The organism is Pseudomonas sp. NPDC077649 (assembly GCF_044542855.1).
In the GTDB taxonomy this organism is placed as follows: domain Bacteria; phylum Pseudomonadota; class Gammaproteobacteria; order Pseudomonadales; family Pseudomonadaceae; genus Aquipseudomonas.
Window position 1 is genome coordinate 326,263 of the sequence record NZ_JBITVF010000005.1, and the last position, 19,489, is coordinate 345,751.

Sequence of the window (19,489 nt, forward strand, 5' to 3'; positions counted from 1 at the left end):
GTCGGCGCATTGTGGCGATTGCGGCCGGCGTAGGTTGGGTTGAGCGCGGCGAAACCCAACAGCGGTCTGCCGGGCGCGCCGGGTCGCGCCCCTGTTGGGCTTCGGGGCTGCGCCCCTCGACCCAAGCTACGGCTTTGGCTTAGCGCTCGATGGCCAGCGCCACGCCCTGGCCGCCGCCGATGCACAGGGTGGCCAGGCCCTTCTTCGCATCGCGGCGGATCATCTCGTGCAGCAGGGTCACCAGCACGCGGCAGCCCGAGGCGCCGATGGGATGGCCGAGGGCGATGGCGCCGCCGTTGACGTTGACCTTCTCCGCGTCCCAGCCCAGCTCCTGGCCGACCGCCAGGGCCTGGGCGGCGAAGGCTTCGTTGGCTTCGATCAGGTCCAGCTCGGCGAGGTTCCAGCCGGCCTTGTCCAGGCAGCGGCGGGTGGCCGAGACCGGGGCGATGCCCATGATCGCCGGATCGACACCGGCATTGGCGTAGGCCTTGATTCTGGCCAGCACCGGCAGGCCGAGGGTCTGAGCTTTTTCGGCGCTCATCAGCAGCACCGCGGCGGCGCCGTCGTTAAGGCTGGAGGCGTTGCCGGCGGTGACGCTGCCGTCCTTTTTGAATGCCGGTTTCAGCTTGGCCAGGGATTCGGCGGTGGTGCCGGCGCGCGGCTGTTCGTCGCGAGTGAAGGCGACGGGATCGCCCTTGCGCTGCGGGATCAGCACCGGGGTGATCTCGGCGTCGAAGCGACCGGTCTCGATGGCCGTGCAGGCCTTCTGCTGCGATTCGGCGGCGAAGGCGTCCTGGGCGTCGCGGGAAATCCCGTACTTGTCCACCAGGTTCTCCGCGGTGATGCCCATATGGTAGTCGTTGAAGGCGTCCCACAGGCCGTCCAGGATCATGCTGTCCTGCAGCTGGGCATGGCCCATGCGCAGGCCGGTGCGCGCCTTGGGCAGCACGTAGGGGGCCAGGCTCATGTTCTCCATGCCGCCGGCGATGATCACCTCGGCATCGCCGCAGCGAATGGCCTGGGCGGCCAGGTGCAGGGCTTTCAGGCCCGAGCCGCAGACCTTGTTCAGGGTCATGGCCGGCACGGCATGCGGCAGGCCGGCGCGGATCGCCGCCTGGCGTGCGGGGTTCTGCCCGGAGCCTGCGGTGAGCACCTGGCCGAGGATGACTTCATCGACCTGGGCCGCGTCGAGGCCGGTCTGCTCCAGCAGGCGTTTGATCACGATGGCGCCGAGCTCGGGCGCGGGAATCTCGGCCAGGCTGCCCTGGAAGCTGCCGATGGCGGTGCGGGTGGCGGCGACTATGACGACGTCTTGCATATGCTGGTCCTCGATTCGGTTCAGACAATGACCGGAAAGACGCTGATGGTCGCATGGCTGGCTGTGACCGGCCAGCCACGCCTGCTAAGGCGCCAGGCGACGGCGGGCGCGCTGTGCGGCGCTGTTGCGCACGGCCCAGCGCAGCACGTTGGCGGTGCGCTGCACGCTGGCGCGGATCAAGGGCCGGCGCCAGGCCGCCTGGCGTTCGCCGAGCAGGTCGCTGGCCCAGTCCGGCAGCAGGTCGACGCCGGCCTGCAGCATCAGGCTGCCGAAAGGCTTGGCCAGGATGCTGGGCATCGGCGCGGCGTAGAGCAGTCGCACCACTTCGCGGGTGCGCTCATCGCAGAGCAGTTGCGGGCGCATGCGCTGCAGATAGTCGGCGATGGCCCGCTGCGATTTGGGCACGTCCTGCGCACCGAGGCGCTCGGCGATCAGCGCCACTTCGCGGTAGTAGCGATCCTGCTCGGCCACCGGCAGCCGCGGGTCGACGTAACGCAAATAGCCGGCGAGAAACTGGCTGACTTCGGAGACGTGCACCCAGGTCAGCAGCTCGGGATCGCTGGCGCTGTAAGGGCGACCGTCCGGCGCGCTGCCGACCACCTGCAGATGAATAGTGCGCACCTTGTCGATCAGTTGCTCGGCATCGTGCAGGCCGCCGTAGGTGGTGCCGGCGATGAACAGGCTGGTACGGCGCAGGCGACCGAGCATGTCCTGGCGAAAGCTGGAGTGATCCCACACGCCGGCCAGCGCCAGTGGGTGGAGCATCTGCAGGAGCAGGGCGGAAATGCCGCCGACCATCATCGCGGTGAAGTCGGCGTGCACTTGCCAGACCATCGACTGCGGGCCGAACAGGCCGGCATCACCGCGCGGCTGGTCGAGGTCGAGTACACCGAGCGAGGCGCCGGTGAGGCTGTGCACCTGTTTTTCGATCTGACGACGTAGGCTTTCCATGGCGCGCAGTTTCGGCGCTTGGTCGGTGCAAGACAAGGCGGCCCTTGTCCCGCATGCGCGGGACAAGGGCCTGCTGCATCAGCGGTTGAGGCGCTGCTCGATCAGGCTGTCGACCACGCTGGGGTCGGCCAGGGTCGAGGTGTCGCCCATGTTGTCCAGCTCGTTGCAGGCGATCTTGCGCAGGATGCGCCGCATGATCTTGCCCGAGCGGGTCTTGGGCAGGCCCGGCGCCCACTGGATCAGCTCCGGCTTGGCGAAGCTGCCGATTTCCTTGCCGACCAGGCTCAGCAATTCCTTCTTCAGCGCGTCGCTGGGCTCGCTGCCCTTCATCAGGGTGACGTAGGCGTAGATGCCCTGGCCCTTGACGTCGTGCGGGTAGCCGACCACCGCCGCCTCGGCCACCGCATCGTGCAGCACCAGGGCGCTTTCCACCTCGGCGGTGCCGATGCGGTGGCCGGAGACGTTGATCACGTCGTCGACGCGGCCGGTGATCCAGTAGTAACCGTCCTCGTCGCGGCGCGCGCCGTCGCCGGTGAAGTAGTAGCCGGGGTAGGGCTTGAAGTAGGTGTCGATCATGCGCTGGTGGTCGCCGTAGACGCTGCGTATCTGGCTCGGCCAGCTGGCCTTGATCGCCAGCACGCCGGCGCCCGGGCCCTCGATCTCCTTGCCCTGCTCGTCGAGCAGCACCGGTTGCACGCCAAAGAAGGGGCGGGTGGCCGAGCCGGGCTTGAGCTCGGTGGCGCCGGGCAGCGGGGTGATCAGGATCGAGCCGGTCTCGGTCTGCCACCAGGTATCGACTATGGGGCAGCGCGTGTCGCCGACCACATGGTAGTACCACTCCCAGGCCTCGGGGTTGATCGGCTCGCCCACCGAGCCGAGCAGGCGCAGGCTCGAACGCGAGGTGGCCTTGACCGGGCCTTCGCCCTCGCGCATCAGCGCGCGCAGGGCGGTGGGGGCGGTGTAGAAGATGTTCACCCGGTGCTTGTCGATCACCTGCCAGAAGCGCGAGGCGTCCGGGTAGTTGGGCACGCCCTCGAACATCAGGGTGGTGGCGGCGTTGGCCAGCGGGCCGTAGACGATGTAGCTGTGCCCGGTGACCCAGCCGACATCGGCTGTGCACCAGTAGATGTCGCCCTCGTGGTAGTCGAACACGTACTTGTGGGTCATGGCCGCGCCGAGCAGGTAGCCGCCGGTGGTATGCAGCACGCCCTTGGGTTTGCCGGTCGAGCCCGAGGTATAGAGGATAAACAGCGGGTCCTCGGCGTCCATCGGCTCGGCCGGGCAGTCGGTATCGACCTCCTTGAGCGCCTGGTGGTACCAGAGGTCGCGGCCTTCCACCCAGGCCACGTCGCCCTGGGTGCGCTCGACCACCACCACGGTGGACACCTTCGGGCAGCTCTGCAGGGCCTGGTCGACGTTGTTCTTCAACGGAATGTACTTGCCGCCGCGCACGCCCTCGTCGGCGGTGATCACCGTGCGGCAGTCGGCATCGAGGATGCGGTCGCGCAGGGCGTCCGGGGAGAAGCCGCCGAACACTACCGAATGCACGGCGCCGATGCGTGCGCAGGCGAGCATGGCGTAGGCCGCCTCGGGGATCATCGGCATGTAGATGCACACCCGGTCACCCTTCTTCACGCCACGGCGCTTGAGCACGTTGGCCAGGCGGCTGACGTTGTGGTGCAGCTTGTTGTAGGTGATATGCGCCGACTCGGCCGGGTTGTCGCCTTCCCAGATGATGGCGATCTGTTCGCCGCGCTGTTGCAGATGGCGGTCGATGCAGTTGTAGGCGACGTTGAGCTGGCCGCCCTTGAACCATTCGGCGTGGCCCTGCTTGAGGTCGCTGGCGTGCACCCGGTCCCAGGGCTGGAACCAGTCGAGGAAGGCCTTGGCCTGCTCGGCCCAGAAGGTCTCGGGCTGCTCGACGGATTGCCGGTACAGGCGCAGGTAGGCGTCGTTGTCCAGATGTGCGCGCTGGCGCACCGCGTCGGCCACGGGGTGGCGGGTGATCTCGAACATGGCGGGGTCCTTGTTGTTGTCTGTCCGCAACGTTCCCAAGGGTGCACCCAAGCAGGCGCTCGGTTCAAGTGCGTCGATTGCCTAAGCGCCGCGAGACCGGTCATGCCCGCGTCGGGGCCTGGGTATCGCTGCGCTCAACCCAGGCCAGCAGATTATGCGATTCAGCCGCGATGGTGCTCGCGGAAGTGCTCGATCAGGCCCTGGGTCGAGGCGTCGGCGGCGGCGCTGTCGACCTGGCCGACCAGGCGCTGGTAGACCTCCTTGCCCATCTCCTTGCCCAGCTCCACGCCCCACTGGTCGAAGGCGTTGATGCCCCAAATGGCGCTCTGCACGAACACCTTGTGCTCGTACAGCGCCACCAGGGCGCCGAGGTTGAACGGCGCGATGCGGTTCATCACCAGGATATTGCTCGGCCGATTGCCGGGAATCTCCTTGTGCGGCGCCAGGCGCTGCACCTCGTCCTCGCTCAAGCCCTTGGCGCGCAGCTCGGCCTCGGCCTCGGCGCGGCTCTTGCCCTGCATCAGCGCCTGGGCCTGCGACAGGCAGTTGGCGAACAGCCACTGGTGGTGGTCGGACAGCGGGTTGTAGCTGTTGACCGGGACGATGAAATCCGCCGGCACCAGCAGGCGGCCCTGATGTAGCAACTGGTGGTAGGCGTGCTGGCCGTTGCAGCCGACGCCGCCCCAGATCACCGGGCCGGTGGCGATGTCCAGGGCGCTGCCGTCCTGGCGCACGCTCTTGCCGTTGGATTCCATGTCCAGCTGCTGCAGGTGCTTGGTGAAGTTACGCAGGTAGTGGTCGTAGGGCAGGATCGCGTGGCTCTGCGCGCCCCAGAAGTTGGTGTACCAGATGCCCAGCAGGGCCATCAGCACCGGCATGTTCTCCGCCAGGGGGGCCTGGGTGAAGTGCTGGTCCATGGCGTAGGCGCCGGCCAGCAGTTCCTTGAAGTTGGACACGCCGATGGCCAGGGCGATGGGCAGGCCGATGGCCGACCACAGCGAGTAGCGGCCGCCGACCCAGTCCCACATGGGGAAGATGTTCTGCTCGCCGATGCCGAACTCGATGGCCGCCTTGCGGTTGCTGGTCACGGCGATGAAATGGCGGTGCAGCTCCTGTTCCGGGCCGCCCATGGCCAGGTACCAGTCGCGCGCGGCCAGGGTGTTCTTCAGCGTCTCCAGGGTGCCGAAGGACTTGCTGGAGACGATGAACAGGGTGGTTTCCGGGTTGAGCCGGGCGGTCAGCTCGCGGAACTCGCTGCCGTCGATATTGGCCAGGTAGTGGCAGCGCACGCCGCGCTGGGTGAAGGGGCGCAGCGCCTCGGAGACCAGCTGCGGGCCGAGGAAGGAGCCGCCGATGCCGATATTGACCACCTCGGTGATCGGCTTTTCGCTGTAGCCGCGCCACAGGCCGCTGTGGATGCGGCTGACCAGCTCGGTCATCTGGTTCAGCACGCGGTGCACCTGGGGGATGATGTCCGCGCCGTCCACCACCAGGCGCCGGCCGATCGGGCTGCGCAGGGCGGTGTGCAGGGCCGCGCGGCCTTCCGAGGCGTTGACCTGCTCGCCGCTGTACAGGGCGTCGATGGCGCCTTGCAGGTCGGCTTGCTCGGCCAGCTGGATCAGCAGCTCGAGGCTGCGTTCGTCGATCAGGTTCTTCGAGTAGTCCAGCAGCAGGCCGCAGCTGTTCAGCGAGAAGCGCTGGAAGCGTCGGGCGTCCGTGGCGAAGGCCTCGCGCATGCTGAACCCGGCCATCTCGGCGCGGTGTTGCTGCAGGGCGTGCCAGGCGGGCAGGCGGGTGACGTCGTGCGGCTGCTGGTAGTAGGCCATCGGGGCTCCTGATGCGGAAAAGCGAAAGGCCCGGAATTATCCGGGCCTGGCGAGTGTAACCGGCGGTCTCGCGGCGCAGCTACTGGGCGGGCAGTTCCACCAGCAGATTGTCGATCAGCCGGGTGCTGCCCAGGTGGGCGGCGGTGAGCACCACCAGCTGGCGGTCGTCGAGCTGGGCCGGACGCAGGCTGAGGGCGTTACGGATTTCCAGGTAGTCCGGGACGAAGCCGGCGTCGCGCTGCTGGCGCTGGGCCGTCTCGATCAGTCGTGGATAGTCGCGGGCGCCGCGTTGCAGCTCGCTGGCGATGCCCTGCAGGCTGCGGTACAGCGCCGGGGCGGCGGCGCGCTGCGCGGCGTCGAGGTAGCCGTTGCGCGAGGACAGCGCCAGGCCGTCCTCGGCGCGCTGGGTCGGCGCGCCGATGATCTGGATCGGCATGTTGAGGTCGTGCACCAGGGCGCGAATCACCGCCAGTTGCTGGTAGTCCTTCTCGCCGAACACGGCCAGATCCGGCTGCACCATGTTGAACAGCTTGGTCACCACCGTGGCCACGCCCTCGAAGTGGCCGGGGCGGCTGGCGCCGCACAGGCCTTCGGAGACGCCGGGCACTATCACCCGGGTCTGGTCGGCCATGCCGTGCGGGTAGATTTCCGCCACGTCCGGGTGGAACAGCAGGTGGCAGCCGGCGGCCAAGAGTTTTTCCTGGTCGGCGGCGAGAGTCCGCGGGTAGCTGGCCAGATCCTCGCCGGCGCCGAACTGCAGCGGGTTGACGAAGATGCTGGCGACCACGAAGTCGGCGCGCTGGACGGCGGTCTCCACCAGGGAGACGTGGCCGGCGTGCAGGTTGCCCATGGTCGGCACGAAACCGATCTGCTTGCCCTCGGCGCGGGCCTGGGCGACGGCGGCGCGCAGTTCGCGCAGGGTCTTGACCGTGTTCATGCCGAGAACCCGTGTTCGGCGGCGGGGAAGCTGCCGTCCTTGACCGCCTGGACGTAGGCGGCGAGGGCGCCCTGGATGCTGCTCTGGCCGTCCATGAAGTTGCGCACGAACTTCGGCGCGCGGCCGGACAGCGACAGGCCGAGCATGTCGTGCTGCACCAGCACCTGGCCGTCGGTGGCAGGGCCTGCGCCAATGCCGATCACCGGAATCTTTACCGCCTGGCTGATTTCCGCGGCCAGTTCGCTGGGCACGCATTCGAGCAGCAGCATGGCGGCGCCGGCCTGTTCCAGGGCCATGGCGTCTGCGCGCATCTGCCGCGCCTGGGCCTCCTGGCGGCCCTGCACCTTGTAGCCGCCGAGGATGTTCACCGCCTGCGGGGTCAGGCCCAGGTGCGCGCACACCGGCACGCCGCGCTCGGCCAGCAGGCGGATCGGCTCGGCCAACCAGCCGGCGCCCTCCAGCTTGACCATATGGGCGCCGGCCTGCATCAGCCGGGCGCTGTTGGCCAGCGCCTGCTCGGTGGTGGCGTAGGCCATAAAGGGCAGGTCGGTGATGATCAGCGCGCCCTGGTTGCCGCGTTTGACGCAGGCGGTGTGGTAGGCCATCTCCTCGATGCTGACCGGCAGGGTGCTGTCGTGGCCCTGCAGCACCATGCCCAGGGAATCGCCAACCAGCAGCACGTCGACCCCGGCCTGGCAGGCGGCCTGGGCGAAGGTGGCGTCGTAGCAGGTCAGCATGGCGATCTTGGCACCGCTGTGCTTGAGGCTCTGCAGGGTGGTCAGGGTAACGTCAGGCATTTCAAGGGTCCTCGCTCAGGCTCGGTCGCGGCTTCTAAGCGGCGGCAATCCGGCCTGGATTGGCATAAAGGTGCGCCCGGCGGCGGGCGACGGGACGCCTATAGTCCCGATGGGGGCAGGCGAAGTCAATTGCAGGTGTTACCCGGCTGTTACTGGCGTTACCGCCAATGCGCGCGAGCGAGGCGGACGCTAGAGCGGGCGCGGGCTTGCGCCCAGGGGCAGGGGGAGTGCCTGGAGGACATCCGTGATGCATGGCTGCAGAGTCGCCGCGGATGCAATCGGGAAATCCCCGGATGTCATCCGCGCTACTCGGCCAGGCGTTCTAGGCCGGTGAAGGGGCAGGCGGCCAGCAGTTCGCTCAGGCGGCGGCCGTCGGGCAGCTGCAGCTCGGCGGCGAGTTCGGCCAGGGGGTAGAGCACGAAGGGCCGCGCGTGCATATGGTAGTGCGGCACCGTCAGGCGTTCGTCGGCGATCGAGCGTTCGCCGAACAGCAGGATATCCAGGTCCAGGGTGCGTGGCCCCCAGCGTTCGGCCTTGCGCACGCGGCCCTGTTCCTGCTCGATACGCTGCAGGGCGTCGAGCAGCGTCCAGGGTTGCAGCGCCGTGTCCAGCGCCGCCACGGCGTTGACGTAGCGCGGCTGGTCGGGCGGACCGAGCGGGTCGCTGGCATAGAAGGAGGAGTGGGCCAGCAGCCTGGTATCCGGCAGCTGGGCGAGGGCGGCGAGGGCGTCGCGCAGCTGCTGCAGCGGCTCGGCCAGGTTGCTGCCGAGGCCAATATAAACCCGCTCCATCATTCCTCGCCGACGCTGCCCGCGTCGTCGCGCTTGCGCCGACCGCTGCTGCGCCGGCGTTTGCGCGGCGCGTTGCCGGTTGCTTCGGGCTTGCCGGCGAGGTCGCGGATCATCTGCCGGCGCTGGCTGTCGCTGGCGTCCTGGTAGTCGGTCCACCAATCGCCGAGGCCGCCGGTGTCCTCGCCGGCATGCTCGCGCAGCAGCAGGAAGTCGTAGCCGGCGCGAAAGCGCGGGTTGTCCAGCAGCAGGTCGGCGCGCTTGCCGCTGCGCCGCGGCAGGCGTTCCTGCATGTCCCAGATCTCGCGGATCGGGATGGTGAAGCGTTTGGGCACGGCGATGCGCTGGCACTGCTCGGCGATCAGCTCGTGGGCGGCTTCCTGCATTGCCGGGATCGGCGGCATGCCCTTGTCCTGCAATTGCAGCACGCGGGCCGGCAGGGCCGGCCAGAGCAGCGCGGCGAAGAGGAAGGCCGGGGTCACCGACTTGCCCTGGGCGATGCGCTCGTCGGTGTTGATCAGCGCCTGGCGGATCAGCCGCTCGGTGTACTCGGGGTTGCGCTTGAGCGCCTCGCCGCTGGCCGGGAACAGCTGGGCGAACAGGTCGTGCTCGAGCAGCAGGTCGAAGGTGTACTCGGCGTAGCCGGCGAGCAGCAGCTTGAGCACCTCGTCGAACAGGCGCGCGGCGGGGATGTCGCGCAGCATCGGCGCCAGGCGGCGGATCGGCGCGGCGCTGTGCTTCTCGATGTCAAAGTCCAGCTTGGCGGCGAAGCGCACCGCGCGGAGCATGCGCACCGGGTCTTCCAGGTAGCGCTGCTCGGGGTCGCCGATCAGCCGCACCTGGTGGTTGCGCACATCGTGCATGCCGCGCGCGTAGTCGAGAATGTGTTCCTGGGAGGGGTCGTAGTACAGCGCGTTGATGGTGAAGTCGCGGCGCTGGGCGTCGTCCTCCAGGCTGCCGTAGACGTTGTCGCGCAGGATGCGCCCGCTCTCGTGGCGCGCCGCCAGGTTGCTGTTTTCTTCGTCGTCGCCCTGCGGGTGGTTGGCGCGGAAGGTGGCGACTTCGATGATCTCGCGGCCGAAATGCACGTGAACCAGCTTGAAACGGCGGCCGATCACCCGGGCGTTGCGGAACTCCGCGCGCACCTGCTCGGGGGTGGCGCTGGTGGCCACGTCGAAATCCTTGGGCTCGATGTCCAGCAGCAGGTCGCGCACGCAACCGCCGACCAGGTAGGCCTGGTAGCCGGCCTTCTGCAGGCGTTCGACCACGCTGATGGCATGGCGGCTGATTTCGTTGCGGTTGATCGGGTGTTGCCGGCTGCTCAGCACCTCGGGGGTGCTGCGCGGGCGCTGCGCGCGGCGCAGGGGCGAGCGGAAAGACTTGAACAGCTTCTTCAGCATGGGATGCACTGTGTGGAGAAATGACCGGCCAGACGAAACGATGACCGCATGATTGCTGCGGATTCTAGCATCGTGTCGGGAGAAGGTGTGTAGAGCGGCAGGCGGGGATCCGGGGAGCGGAAGCTACTGGGGGAGCCTAAGCTCCCCCCCAAGTTGGTGCGTGCTTCGTTTTTATTGTTATTGAGGGCGCGTTGTTTTTGTTGTTTCGCCCTTCCCAAACGACCGTGGTCGGTTGGGTGCTCCCTGAAAGCGGGAGCCAATAGCAAACGGATTTCTTTGGACGCTGATGCTGCCATGACACTTGCGTGATCCAACCAGTACGGGTGCTGCCTCGGGGCAGTTTTATTGTTCTCGGCCTGGTCGTGGGGCGAACCCCAAGGGCAACTCCTCTCCAAAAGAATCAGTTAGCTGCGCCTCCATCTTGTTGTTCTTGTTGTTTTGGAGTCGTTACGTCTTGTTCTTATTGTGTGGGGCTTTGCTTGTTATTGTTGTTGTGCCAGAGATAAAGCAGATGCCGTGCCAGTTTTTGCGATTCCTTGTAAATCAAGGGTTTGCGGCAGGTGGAGGGCGATCGGAAGGGAGAAAAAAGCCGGGTTTTCGTTACCATTAGACCCGGCTTTTGTTACGAGATATTGATTCGGTAACAACCCGCGGAACCTGTGCGCAGGTCGGTTGTCACCCGGCGCGCGCGGTCAAGGGCCGCTGGTCACGCCGGATTTGCGCCGGGGGATGCCCAGGCGCTGGCGGCGTTCCCACAGGCACTTGCGGCTGATGCCGAGCTTGCGCGCCAGTTCGGTCTCGGTCATGTGGTCCTGGTGCTCGAGCACGAAGTGCTGGAAATAGTCCTCCAGCGACAGGTCTTCGGTGGGCTCGTGGCTGTTGCTGCTGCTCTGCCCGGCAGCCGCTGGCAGGCCGAAGTCGTCGTCCAGGTCGTCCAGCTCGATATCGATGCCCAGCAGGTCGGCGGAAATTTCCGCGCCCTCGCAGAGGATCACCGCACGCTCGATGGCGTTCTCCAGCTCGCGCACGTTGCCCGGCCAGGGGTAGTGACGGATGGCCTGCTCGGCATCCTGGGCGAAGCGCAGCGGCTCGCGGCCCATGCGCGTGCACTGGCGTGCGAGGAAGGCCTGGGCGATTTCGCTGACGTCGCTGCCGCGCTCGCGCAGGGCGGGCAGCTTGAGGGCGATGACGTGCAGGCGGTAGTAGAGGTCTTCGCGGAACTGGCCGGTCTTGGCCAGGGTCTTGAGGTCGCGGTGGGTGGCGGCGATCAGGCGCACGTCGACCTTCTGCGACTGCACCGAGCCGACCCGGCGAATCTCGCCTTCCTGCAGCACGCGCAGCAGGCGCGCCTGAGCCTCCAGCGGCAGTTCGCCGATCTCGTCGAGGAACAGCGTGCCGCCATCGGCTGCCTCCACCAGGCCGGCGCGACCGGCGCTGGCACCGGTGAAGGCGCCCTTTTCGTGGCCGAACAGCTCGGATTCGATCAGGGTTTCCGGAATCGCCGCGCAGTTGACCGAGATCAGCGGCGCCTTGGCGCGCTTGGACAGGTTGTGCAGGGCGCGGGCGACCAGCTCCTTGCCGGTGCCGGACTCGCCCTGCACCAGCACGTTGGAGTCGGTGGGGGCGACCTTGCGGATCTTGCCGTAGAGCTCCTGCATGGCGGCGCAGGAACCGATGATGCCGATTTCGCCGTTGGCGTTGTCCACGACCTTTTCGCTGCCACCGTTACGTGGGCTGCTGGCGCTGGCCGCGGCTGGCGCGCTCTTGGCTTCCTGGCGATCGCGCAGGATGCGCGCCACGGCCTGGAGCATCTCGTCGTGGTCGAAGGGCTTGGCGATATAGTCGACCGCGCCCATCTTCATCGAGTCCACCGCCGAGCGCAGGCTGGCGTAGCTGGTCATGATCAGCACCGGGGTGCCCTCGGCCAGTTTGATCAACTCGGTGCCGGGCGCGCCGGGCAGGCGCAGGTCGCTGACGATCAGGTCGAAGCCGGGAATGCCGTAGCGTTCCTGGGCTTCCTGTACCGAGCCGGCTTCGCTGACCTGGTACTGGTTGCGCTCGAGCAGGCGGCGCAAGGCAGAGCGGATAATGGTTTCGTCTTCGACGATAAGAATATGTGGCATCAATTCGGTCTCTCGACGGTCTCTGGTCGCTAGTTACATCGCTACGGACGTCGCCTCGACATGCCTTGGCAGGGTGACCCGAATACGAGTGCCGAGTTGGCGCTCGGGGTCGGCCGGGCTGTCGATTGTTATCTGCCCATAATGCTCTTCCACGATCGAATAGACCAGCGCGAGGCCCAGCCCGGTGCCCTCGCCGGGGTCCTTGGTGGTGAAGAACGGCTCGAACAGGCGGTCGATGATCGCCTTGGGAATGCCGCTGCCTTCGTCCTCGACGATCAGGTCGACGGTGTGTTCGCTGGCCTCGCTGCGCACGCGGATGGCGCCGCCGGGCGGCGAGGCGTCGCGGGCATTGGACAGCAGGTTGATCAGCACCTGGGCCAGGCGCTGCGGATCGCCCTCGGCCCAGTGCTGCGGGTCGCAGAGGTTGTAGAACTGGATGTCGAAGTTGCGCTTGTTCAGCGACAGCAGGCCGATGGCGTCCTGCGCCACGTCGGCCAGGCACACCGGCTCCTCGCTGCGCTGGTGGCTGCCGGAGTGGGCGAAGCTCATCAGCGACTGGACGATGCGCGACACGCGCTTGGTCTGCTCGAGGATCTGCCCGCTGATCTCGATCAGCTCGGGGTCGCTTTCGCGCTCCTCGCGCAGGTTCTGCGCCAGGCAGGCGATGCCGGTGATCGGGTTGCCGATCTCGTGGGCCACCCCGGCGGCCAGGCGGCCGATGCTGGCCAGGCGCTCGGAGTGCACCAGCTTGTCTTCCAGCAGCTGGGTTTCGGTGAGGTCCTCGACCAGCAGCACCAGGCCGCTGTTGCCCGGCGCCAGCGGCTCGTCGATGGCCGCCTTGTGCAGGTTGAGCCAGCGGATCTGGCCGTCGACGGCCAGGTGCTGCTTGTGCAGGTGCTGGTCGGGCAGTTCGATGAAGGTCTGCAGCAGGCCCTGCCAGGGCTCGGCCAGCGCCGACAGGCGCGAGCCGACGATGCGCTGCGCGGGAATCTCGGTGAGCTCCTCCATGGCCCGGTTCCACATCAGGATCTCCTGATCCTTGGCCAGCGAGCAGACGCCCATCGGCAGTTCCTGCAGGGTCTGGCGGTGGTAGCGGCGCAGCGCGTCGAGCTCGGCGGCCAGGCCGGTGAGGCGCGACTGGTAGTCCTCCAGGCGGCTCTCGATGAAGTGGATATCCTCGGTGACGTAGCCCTCGCTGCCGGACTTGTAGGGCAGGAAGGTCTCGACTATGTCCTGCGCCACGCTGGGGCCCATCAGGCCGGAGAGGTTGGCCTCGATGCGGTCGCGCAGGCGGCGCAGGGCATAGGGGCGGCTCTCGTCGAACGGCAGGTGCAGGTCGCGCAGGGCCTGTTCCACCTCGCGCTGGGCGGTCTTGGCGCCGAGCGGCTTGGCCAGCTGGGCGGCGAACTCCTGCGGCGACACCGCCACCAGCTCGCGGCGTTGCGGGCGGCGCACGTTGTCCACCGCGCAGGCCTCGGCGGCGCTCTTTTCCTCGGGGCTGGCCTCGGTGAACAGCGACACCAGGGTGAACACCAGCACGTTGGCCGCCAGCGAGGCGATGGCCGCCAGGTGCCAGCTGGCATCGTCGAGCACGTAGATGACGTTGAACAGCGGCAGGTAGAAGCCTTCCAGGTTGCCCAGCAGCGGCAGCAGCATGGTCAGCGCCCAGACGCCGATGCCGGCCAGCAGCCCGGCAAGAAAGCCGCGGCGGTTGGCGGTCGGCCAGTACAGCACCGAGAGCACGCCGGGGAGGAACTGCAGGGTGGCGACGAAGGCGACTATGCCCAGGTTGGCCAGGTCCTGCTGGGCGCCGAGCAGCAGGTAGAAGCCGTAGCCGGCCATGATGATGAAGGCGATCAGCGCGCGCCGCGTCCATTTCAGCCAGCGGTAGATATTGCCCTCGGCCGGCGGCTGGTACAGCGGCAGCACCAGGTGGTTGAGCGCCATGCCCGACAGCGCCAGGGTGCTGACGATGATCAGCCCGCTGGAGGCCGACAGGCCGCCGACGTAGGCCAGCAGCGCCAGCGCCTCGCTGTTCACCGCGATGCCCAGCCCCAGGGTGAAGTATTCCGGGTTGGTGGTGGCGCCGAGCTTGAGTCCGGCCCAGAGGATCAGCGGCACCGCCAGGCTCATCAGCAGCAAAAACAGCGGCAGGCTCCAGCTGGCGCTGACCATGGCGCGCGGGTTGAGGTTTTCGGTGAAGGTCATGTGGTACATGTGCGGCATGACGATGGCCGAGGCGAAGAACACCAGCAGCAGGGTGCGCCAGGGGCCTTCCTGCAGCGGCGTGTGCAGGGTCGCCAGTGCGGCCTGGTTCTGCACCAGCCACATCTCCAGCTCGCGCGGGCCGCCGAACACCTGGTACAGCGCGTACCAGCCGATCACGCCTAGCGCCACCAGCTTGACCAGCGACTCGAAGGCGATGGCGAAGACCAGGCCTTCGTGCTTCTCGCGGGTGGCGATATGGCGGGCGCCGAACAGGATGGTGAACAGGATGATCAGCCCGCAGTAGCTCAGCGCGACCTTCTCCTGCAGCGGCTCGCGGCTGAGGATGCCGATGGAGTCGGCCACCGCCTGGATCTGCAGGGCCAGCAGCGGCAGCACGCCGATCAGCATGAACAGGGTGGTCAGCACCCCGGCCCAGGTGCTGCGAAAGCGGAAGGCGAACAGGTCGGCCAGCGACGACAGCTGGTAGGTGCGGGTGATGCGCAGGATCGGGTAGAGCAGCACCGGTGCCAGCAGAAAGGCGCCGGACACCCCCAGGTAGCTGGCGAGGAAGCCGTAGCCGTACTGGTAGGCCAGGCCCACCGTGCCGTAGAAGGCCCAGGCGCTGGCGTAGACGCCCAGTGACAGGGTGTAGGTCAGCGGATGGCGGATGATCCAGCGCGGAATCAGGCCGTGTTCGCTGACCCAGGCGACGCCGAACAGGATCAACAGGTAGCCGGCGCTGATCAGGATCAGCTCGCTCAGGCTAAAGCTCGTCAGCATCGCGTTGGCTCTGCGAATGGGAATAGGGGGGGAGCGCTCGAGGGGCGCCGGTTCGAGTCAGAGTTCATCGGCATCGCGTTGGCTCTGCAGGATGAAGGTGACGACGATCAGGATCAGCCACAGCAGGTAGGGCCGGTACCAGGCGCCATTGGGGTCGATCCACCAGTCCATGATGGCTGGGGAGAACAGGTAGATCCCCACCACCAGGATCAGAACCAATCGGTAGATATACATGCGGCATCTCGTCGGGGGATGCGGCGATGGTAAAGGAAGGCGCGCGTTGCAAGCCACAAACTTGAGGCCGTATGTAGGCTGCGCCGCGCGCACCTCCTATGAAGACCGGGCATGCGGCCTCGGTGCGCGTAGCGCAGCCTACGCGGTTGTCAGCGCAGCTGCGCCTCGGCCAGGGTGCGGCTGCGCGGAATGCGGCTGGCGTCCCAGTGGGCGATGCCCCAGGCCAGCAGCTCGGCGGGCGCGGCGCCCTGCAACTCGGCAGGCGCTTGCTGGCCCAGGGCACGCAAGGCGCGCAGCAGCAGGGGGCCGGCCTGTTCGGCGGGCAGCGGTGGCGAGCGGTAGCTCTTGCCCAGCTTGTGGCCGTCGGGCTGGATGATCAGCGGCACGTGCAGGTAGCGCGGCTGCGGCAGCCCGAGCAGTTCCTGCAGGTAGAGCTGGCGCGGCGTGGAGTCGAGCAGGTCGGCGCCGCGTACCACGTCGGTCACCCCCTGCCAGGCGTCGTCCAGCACCACGGCGAGCTGGTAGGCGAACAGGCCGTCGCGGCGGCGAATGACGAAATCGCCCACCTCACGTCCCAGCTGCTGGCCGAACTCGCCCTGCACGCGGTCGACGAAGCGGTATTCCAGCTGCGGTACGCGCAGGCGAATGGCGGCGCCATGCTCGGCGTGGCCGGCATCGCGGCAGGTGCCGGGGTAGATGCCGCCGTGCCCGGCCAACTGCTTGCGCGAGCAGGTGCAGGCATAGGCCAGGCCCTGAGCCAGCAGCCGCTCGATCACCGCGGCGTACTCGGCATGTCGATCGCGCTGGTACACCAGCTCGCCGTCCCAGGCGAAACCGTAGGTTTCCAGGGTGCGCAGGATGGCGTCCTGGGCGCCGGGCACTTCCCGCGGCGGGTCGAGGTCTTCCATGCGCAGCAGCCAGCGACCGCCGGCGGCGCGGGCGTCGAGGTAGGAAGCGAGGGCGGCGACCAGCGAGCCGAAGTGCAGGTAGCCGCTGGGGGTGGGGGCGAAGCGCCCGATATAGGAGTCGTTCATCGCTGGCACAGCGTGAAGGGCAGAAACAGAGCGGGGCGCCTAGGCGCCCCGTCGTCGGTTCAGGAACCGATCTGCTTTTCCTTGATTTCCGCCAGGGTCTTGCAGTCGATGCACAGGGTGGCGGTGGGGCGGGCTTCGAGGCGGCGGATGCCGATTTCCACGCCGCAGGAGTCGCACCAGCCGTAGTCGTTGTCTTCGATCAGCTGCAGGGTCTCGTCGATCTTCTTGATCAGCTTGCGCTCGCGGTCGCGGGCGCGCAGTTCCAGGCTGAACTCTTCTTCCTGGCTGGCGCGGTCGGCCGGATCGGGGAAGTTGGCCGCTTCGTCCTGCATATGGTGCACGGTACGGTCGACTTCCTGCATCAGCTCCAGCTTCCACTTGTTGAGGATGCCGGTGAAGTGAGCGCGCATCGGCTCGCTCATGTATTCCTCGCCCTTCTTATCTTCGTAGGGCTGGAAACCGCGAACCAGCTGGCTAGTGCTCTTTGCTTTTTCTTTGGTGGGCATGGATGACCGCCTCTCACTCTCTCGAATCCACTGCGCAGGTTATGTCCATTGCCGATCCGAACTCGGCCCTGCGGCTGCAAGCGGGCGAACTTACCAGATCGAATCGGGGTGCGCTACTCCCGGTTGTCCATGGTTTGCCGCCCTCGTACACAAAAGCTCGAAGCCCATCCGTGGTTTTGTCGAGCCCTGCTAGAATCCGCGCCTCGAAACCTCGCAAGGCAGGCCCATGGCTCAGCTCTACAGTGCGCGCAGTCGCGCCATCGAACCCTTTCACGTCATGGCCTTGCTGGCGCGGGCCAACGAACTGCAGGCCGCCGGCCACGATGTCATCCACCTGGAAATCGGCGAGCCGGATTTCACCACTGCCGCGCCCATAGTCGAGGCCGGCCAGGCGGCGCTGGCCGCCGGCCACACCCGCTACACCGCGGCGCGCGGTGTGCCGGCCCTGCGCCAGGCCATCGCCGACTTCTACGGCGCGCGACATCGGCTAAGCATAGACCCTGAACGCATCCTCATAACGCCCGGTGGCTCCGGCGCGCTGTTGCTGGCCGCGAGCCTGCTGGTCGACCCGGGCAAGCACTGGCTGCTGGCCGACCCCGGCTACCCCTGCAACCGCCATTTCCTGCGCCTGGTGGAAGGTGCCGCGCAACTGGTGCCGGTCGGCCCCGAGGTGCGTTACCAACTGACCCCGCAACTGGTGGAGCGGCATTGGGATTCGGACAGCGTCGGCGCGCTGGTCGCCTCGCCGGCCAACCCCACCGGCACCCTGCTGCACAGGGACGAGCTGGCGGCGCTGGCCGCCTGCCTCAAGCAGCGCGGCGGCCATCTGGTGGTGGACGAGATCTACCACGGCCTGACCTACGGCTGTGATGCTGCCAGCGTGCTGGAAGTGGACGACGAGGCCTTCGTGCTCAACAGTTTCTCCAAATATTTCGGCATGACCGGCTGGCGCCTCGGCTGGCTGGTGGCCCCGGAAAACGCGGTGCCCGAGCTGGAGAAACTGGCGCAGAACCTCTACATCAGTGCGCCGTCCATGGCCCAGCATGCCGCGCTGGCCTGTTTCCAGCCGGCCACCCTGGCGATTCTCGAAGAGCGCCGCCACGAGTTCCAGCGCCGCCGCGACTACCTGCTGCCGGCGCTGCGCGAGCTGGGCTTCGGCATCGCCGTGGAGCCTGAAGGCGCCTTCTATCTATACGCGGACATCTCGGCCTTCGGCGGCGACGCCTTCGCCTTCTGTCGCCACTTCATCGAGACCGAGTACGTGGCCTTCACCCCGGGGCTGGATTTCGGCCGCCACCAGGCCGGCCATCATGTGCGCTTCGCCTATACGCAGAACCTCGAGCGCCTGGAGCAGGCGGTCGAGCGCATCGCCCGCGGCCTGAGCAGCTGGAACCCCGATGCGCTTTGATCCGCCACTGGAGGAGGGGCGGCTGCTGCGCCGCTACAAGCGCTTTCTCGCCGATATCGAGAGCGCCAGCGGCGAGGCGCTGACCATCCACTGCGCCAACACCGGCTCGATGCTCAACTGCATGAGCGCGGGCTGCCGGGTGTGGTTCAGCCGTAGCGACGACCCCAAACGCAAGCTACCGGGTAGCTGGGAGCTGAGCGAAACGCCACAGGGGCGCCTGGCCTGCATCAATACCGCGCGGGCCAATGCGCTGGTGGAGGAGGCGCTGCGCGCGGGGCTGATCGCCGAGCTGGCCGGTTTCGTTGCGCTCAAACGCGAGGTGCCCTACGGGGTGGAGAACAGCCGCGCCGATTTTCGCCTGGATTACGCCGACGGCCCGGCCTATGTCGAGGTCAAGAGCGTGACCCTGGGTTTCGATGGCACGGATGTGGCGGCCTTTCCCGATGCGGTGACCGCGCGCGGCGCCAAGCACCTGCGCGAGCTGGCCGCGCTGGCGCGCGCCGGGGTGCGCACGGTGCAGCTGTACTGCGTGAACCTGTCCGGTATTCGCGCCGTGCGCGCCGCCGAGGAGATCGACCCGGCATACGCCGCCGGCCTGCGCGAGGCCAAGGCGGCCGGCGTGGAAGTGCTGGCCTACGGCGCCGAGGTCAGCCCCGCAGGTATCGCCCTGATGCGCAGGCTGGAGGTGTTGGCGTAGGGCGTAGGCCGGACATGGCGCAGCCTTGTCCGGCACGGGATTGTGGCGATGGTGGACGAGCCTGTGGCATGTCCACCCTAGGCCTCTATCCAGATACCTTCGGCGTCCTCGCGGCACTCGATGGCCTGCAGCGCCTGCCCGGCGCAGGGCCCGGCGACGCATTCGCCGGTGTCGATCAGAAACAGCGCGCCGTGGGTGGCGCACTGGATCAGGCTGCCGCTGTCGTCGAGAAAGCGGTCTGTCTGCCACTCCAGCGGCACGCCGCGGTGCGGGCAGCGATTGAGGTAGGCATGCACGCGGCCGTCCTTGCGCACGGCGAGCAGGTTCAACTGGTCGAGCAGAAAGCCCCGGCTCTGGCCTTCGGCCAGCTCGCTCGGGGCGCATAGGCGGATCATCGCGGTCTCCGTTTCAGGTGGCGCGATTATCCCGCAGGAAGAAAGGGGGCGCATCCCTGCGCCAAGCAGAA

The 19,489-nt window shown here is 67.5% G+C and carries 16 protein-coding genes; 2 read left to right on the top strand and 14 right to left on the bottom strand.

The window, feature by feature from the left end; translation table 11 throughout:
* Positions 1 to 139: 139 nt before the first annotated feature.
* From ACIGFL_RS17375 to dksA, 13 genes are all read right to left on the bottom strand, one after another.
* Entirely contained in the window at positions 140 to 1,318 is a 1,179-nt protein-coding gene (locus ACIGFL_RS17375) for an acetyl-CoA C-acetyltransferase (RefSeq protein WP_397497978.1), read from the bottom strand.
* Between the two features lie 84 nt (positions 1,319 to 1,402).
* Positions 1,403 to 2,269 (bottom strand): oxygenase MpaB family protein, encoded by an 867-nt coding sequence (locus ACIGFL_RS17380; protein ID WP_397497979.1) that lies wholly within the window; start codon positions 2,267 to 2,269, stop codon positions 1,403 to 1,405.
* A gap of 78 nt (positions 2,270 to 2,347) precedes the next feature.
* Entirely contained in the window at positions 2,348 to 4,285 is a 1,938-nt protein-coding gene (acs, locus tag ACIGFL_RS17385) for an acetate--CoA ligase (RefSeq protein WP_397497980.1), read from the bottom strand.
* 161 nt (positions 4,286 to 4,446) lie between these two features.
* Complete coding sequence (gene pgi / locus ACIGFL_RS17390) at positions 4,447 to 6,111, bottom strand: glucose-6-phosphate isomerase (RefSeq protein ID WP_397497981.1); 1,665 nt, start codon at positions 6,109 to 6,111, stop codon at positions 4,447 to 4,449.
* 79 nt (positions 6,112 to 6,190) lie between these two features.
* Positions 6,191 to 7,048: a pantoate--beta-alanine ligase gene (panC, locus tag ACIGFL_RS17395; RefSeq protein WP_397497982.1), complete on the bottom strand. Its 858-nt coding sequence runs from the start codon at positions 7,046 to 7,048 to the stop codon at positions 6,191 to 6,193.
* On the bottom strand, positions 7,045 to 7,845 hold the full coding sequence (gene panB / locus ACIGFL_RS17400) for a 3-methyl-2-oxobutanoate hydroxymethyltransferase (protein ID WP_122110173.1): 801 nt from the start codon (positions 7,843 to 7,845) through the stop codon (positions 7,045 to 7,047). Before panB ends, panC begins: the two co-directional genes overlap by 4 nt.
* 305 nt (positions 7,846 to 8,150) lie before the next feature.
* Positions 8,151 to 8,639 (bottom strand): 2-amino-4-hydroxy-6-hydroxymethyldihydropteridine diphosphokinase, encoded by a 489-nt coding sequence (gene folK / locus ACIGFL_RS17405; RefSeq protein WP_031302545.1) that lies wholly within the window; start codon positions 8,637 to 8,639, stop codon positions 8,151 to 8,153.
* Entirely contained in the window at positions 8,636 to 10,033 is a 1,398-nt protein-coding gene (locus ACIGFL_RS17410; protein WP_397497983.1) for a polynucleotide adenylyltransferase PcnB, read from the bottom strand. The genes folK and ACIGFL_RS17410 overlap by 4 nt, the downstream gene beginning before the upstream one ends.
* A 692-nt stretch (positions 10,034 to 10,725) precedes the next feature.
* On the bottom strand, positions 10,726 to 12,156 hold the full coding sequence (locus ACIGFL_RS17415) for a sigma-54 dependent transcriptional regulator (RefSeq protein ID WP_021441861.1): 1,431 nt from the start codon (positions 12,154 to 12,156) through the stop codon (positions 10,726 to 10,728).
* Positions 12,157 to 12,189: 33 nt separating this feature from the next.
* Positions 12,190 to 15,144 (bottom strand): sensor histidine kinase, encoded by a 2,955-nt coding sequence (locus tag ACIGFL_RS17420; protein WP_397497984.1) that lies wholly within the window; start codon positions 15,142 to 15,144, stop codon positions 12,190 to 12,192.
* A gap of 57 nt (positions 15,145 to 15,201) precedes the next feature.
* A complete protein-coding gene (locus ACIGFL_RS17425) occupies positions 15,202 to 15,378 on the bottom strand; it encodes a hypothetical protein (RefSeq protein ID WP_003244646.1) in 177 nt (58 codons plus the stop codon).
* Positions 15,379 to 15,527: 149 nt separating this feature from the next.
* The gene (gene gluQRS, locus ACIGFL_RS17430) at positions 15,528 to 16,412 is read right to left on the bottom strand and encodes a tRNA glutamyl-Q(34) synthetase GluQRS (RefSeq protein ID WP_397497985.1); all 885 of its coding nucleotides are present in this window, start codon (positions 16,410 to 16,412) and stop codon (positions 15,528 to 15,530) included.
* 59 nt (positions 16,413 to 16,471) lie between these two features.
* Entirely contained in the window at positions 16,472 to 16,918 is a 447-nt protein-coding gene (gene dksA / locus ACIGFL_RS17435; protein ID WP_397497986.1) for an RNA polymerase-binding protein DksA, read from the bottom strand.
* 226 nt (positions 16,919 to 17,144) lie between these two features.
* Here dksA and ACIGFL_RS17440 point away from each other — a divergent pair, with 226 nt between their 5' ends.
* Together ACIGFL_RS17440 and sfsA are read left to right on the top strand one after the other, a co-directional pair.
* Positions 17,145 to 18,326, top strand: coding sequence for a pyridoxal phosphate-dependent aminotransferase (locus ACIGFL_RS17440; RefSeq protein ID WP_397497987.1), 1,182 nt, complete (start codon positions 17,145 to 17,147; stop codon positions 18,324 to 18,326).
* Positions 18,316 to 19,023, top strand: a complete 708-nt coding sequence (sfsA, locus tag ACIGFL_RS17445) for a DNA/RNA nuclease SfsA (RefSeq protein WP_397497988.1) — start codon at positions 18,316 to 18,318, stop codon at positions 19,021 to 19,023. The genes ACIGFL_RS17440 and sfsA overlap by 11 nt, the downstream gene beginning before the upstream one ends.
* Positions 19,024 to 19,100: 77 nt before the next feature.
* On the opposite strand, the gene ACIGFL_RS17450 is transcribed toward sfsA, so the two are convergent.
* Positions 19,101 to 19,418, bottom strand: a complete 318-nt coding sequence (locus tag ACIGFL_RS17450; protein ID WP_397497989.1) for a Rieske (2Fe-2S) protein — start codon at positions 19,416 to 19,418, stop codon at positions 19,101 to 19,103.
* Between the last annotated feature and the right edge of the window lie 71 nt (positions 19,419 to 19,489).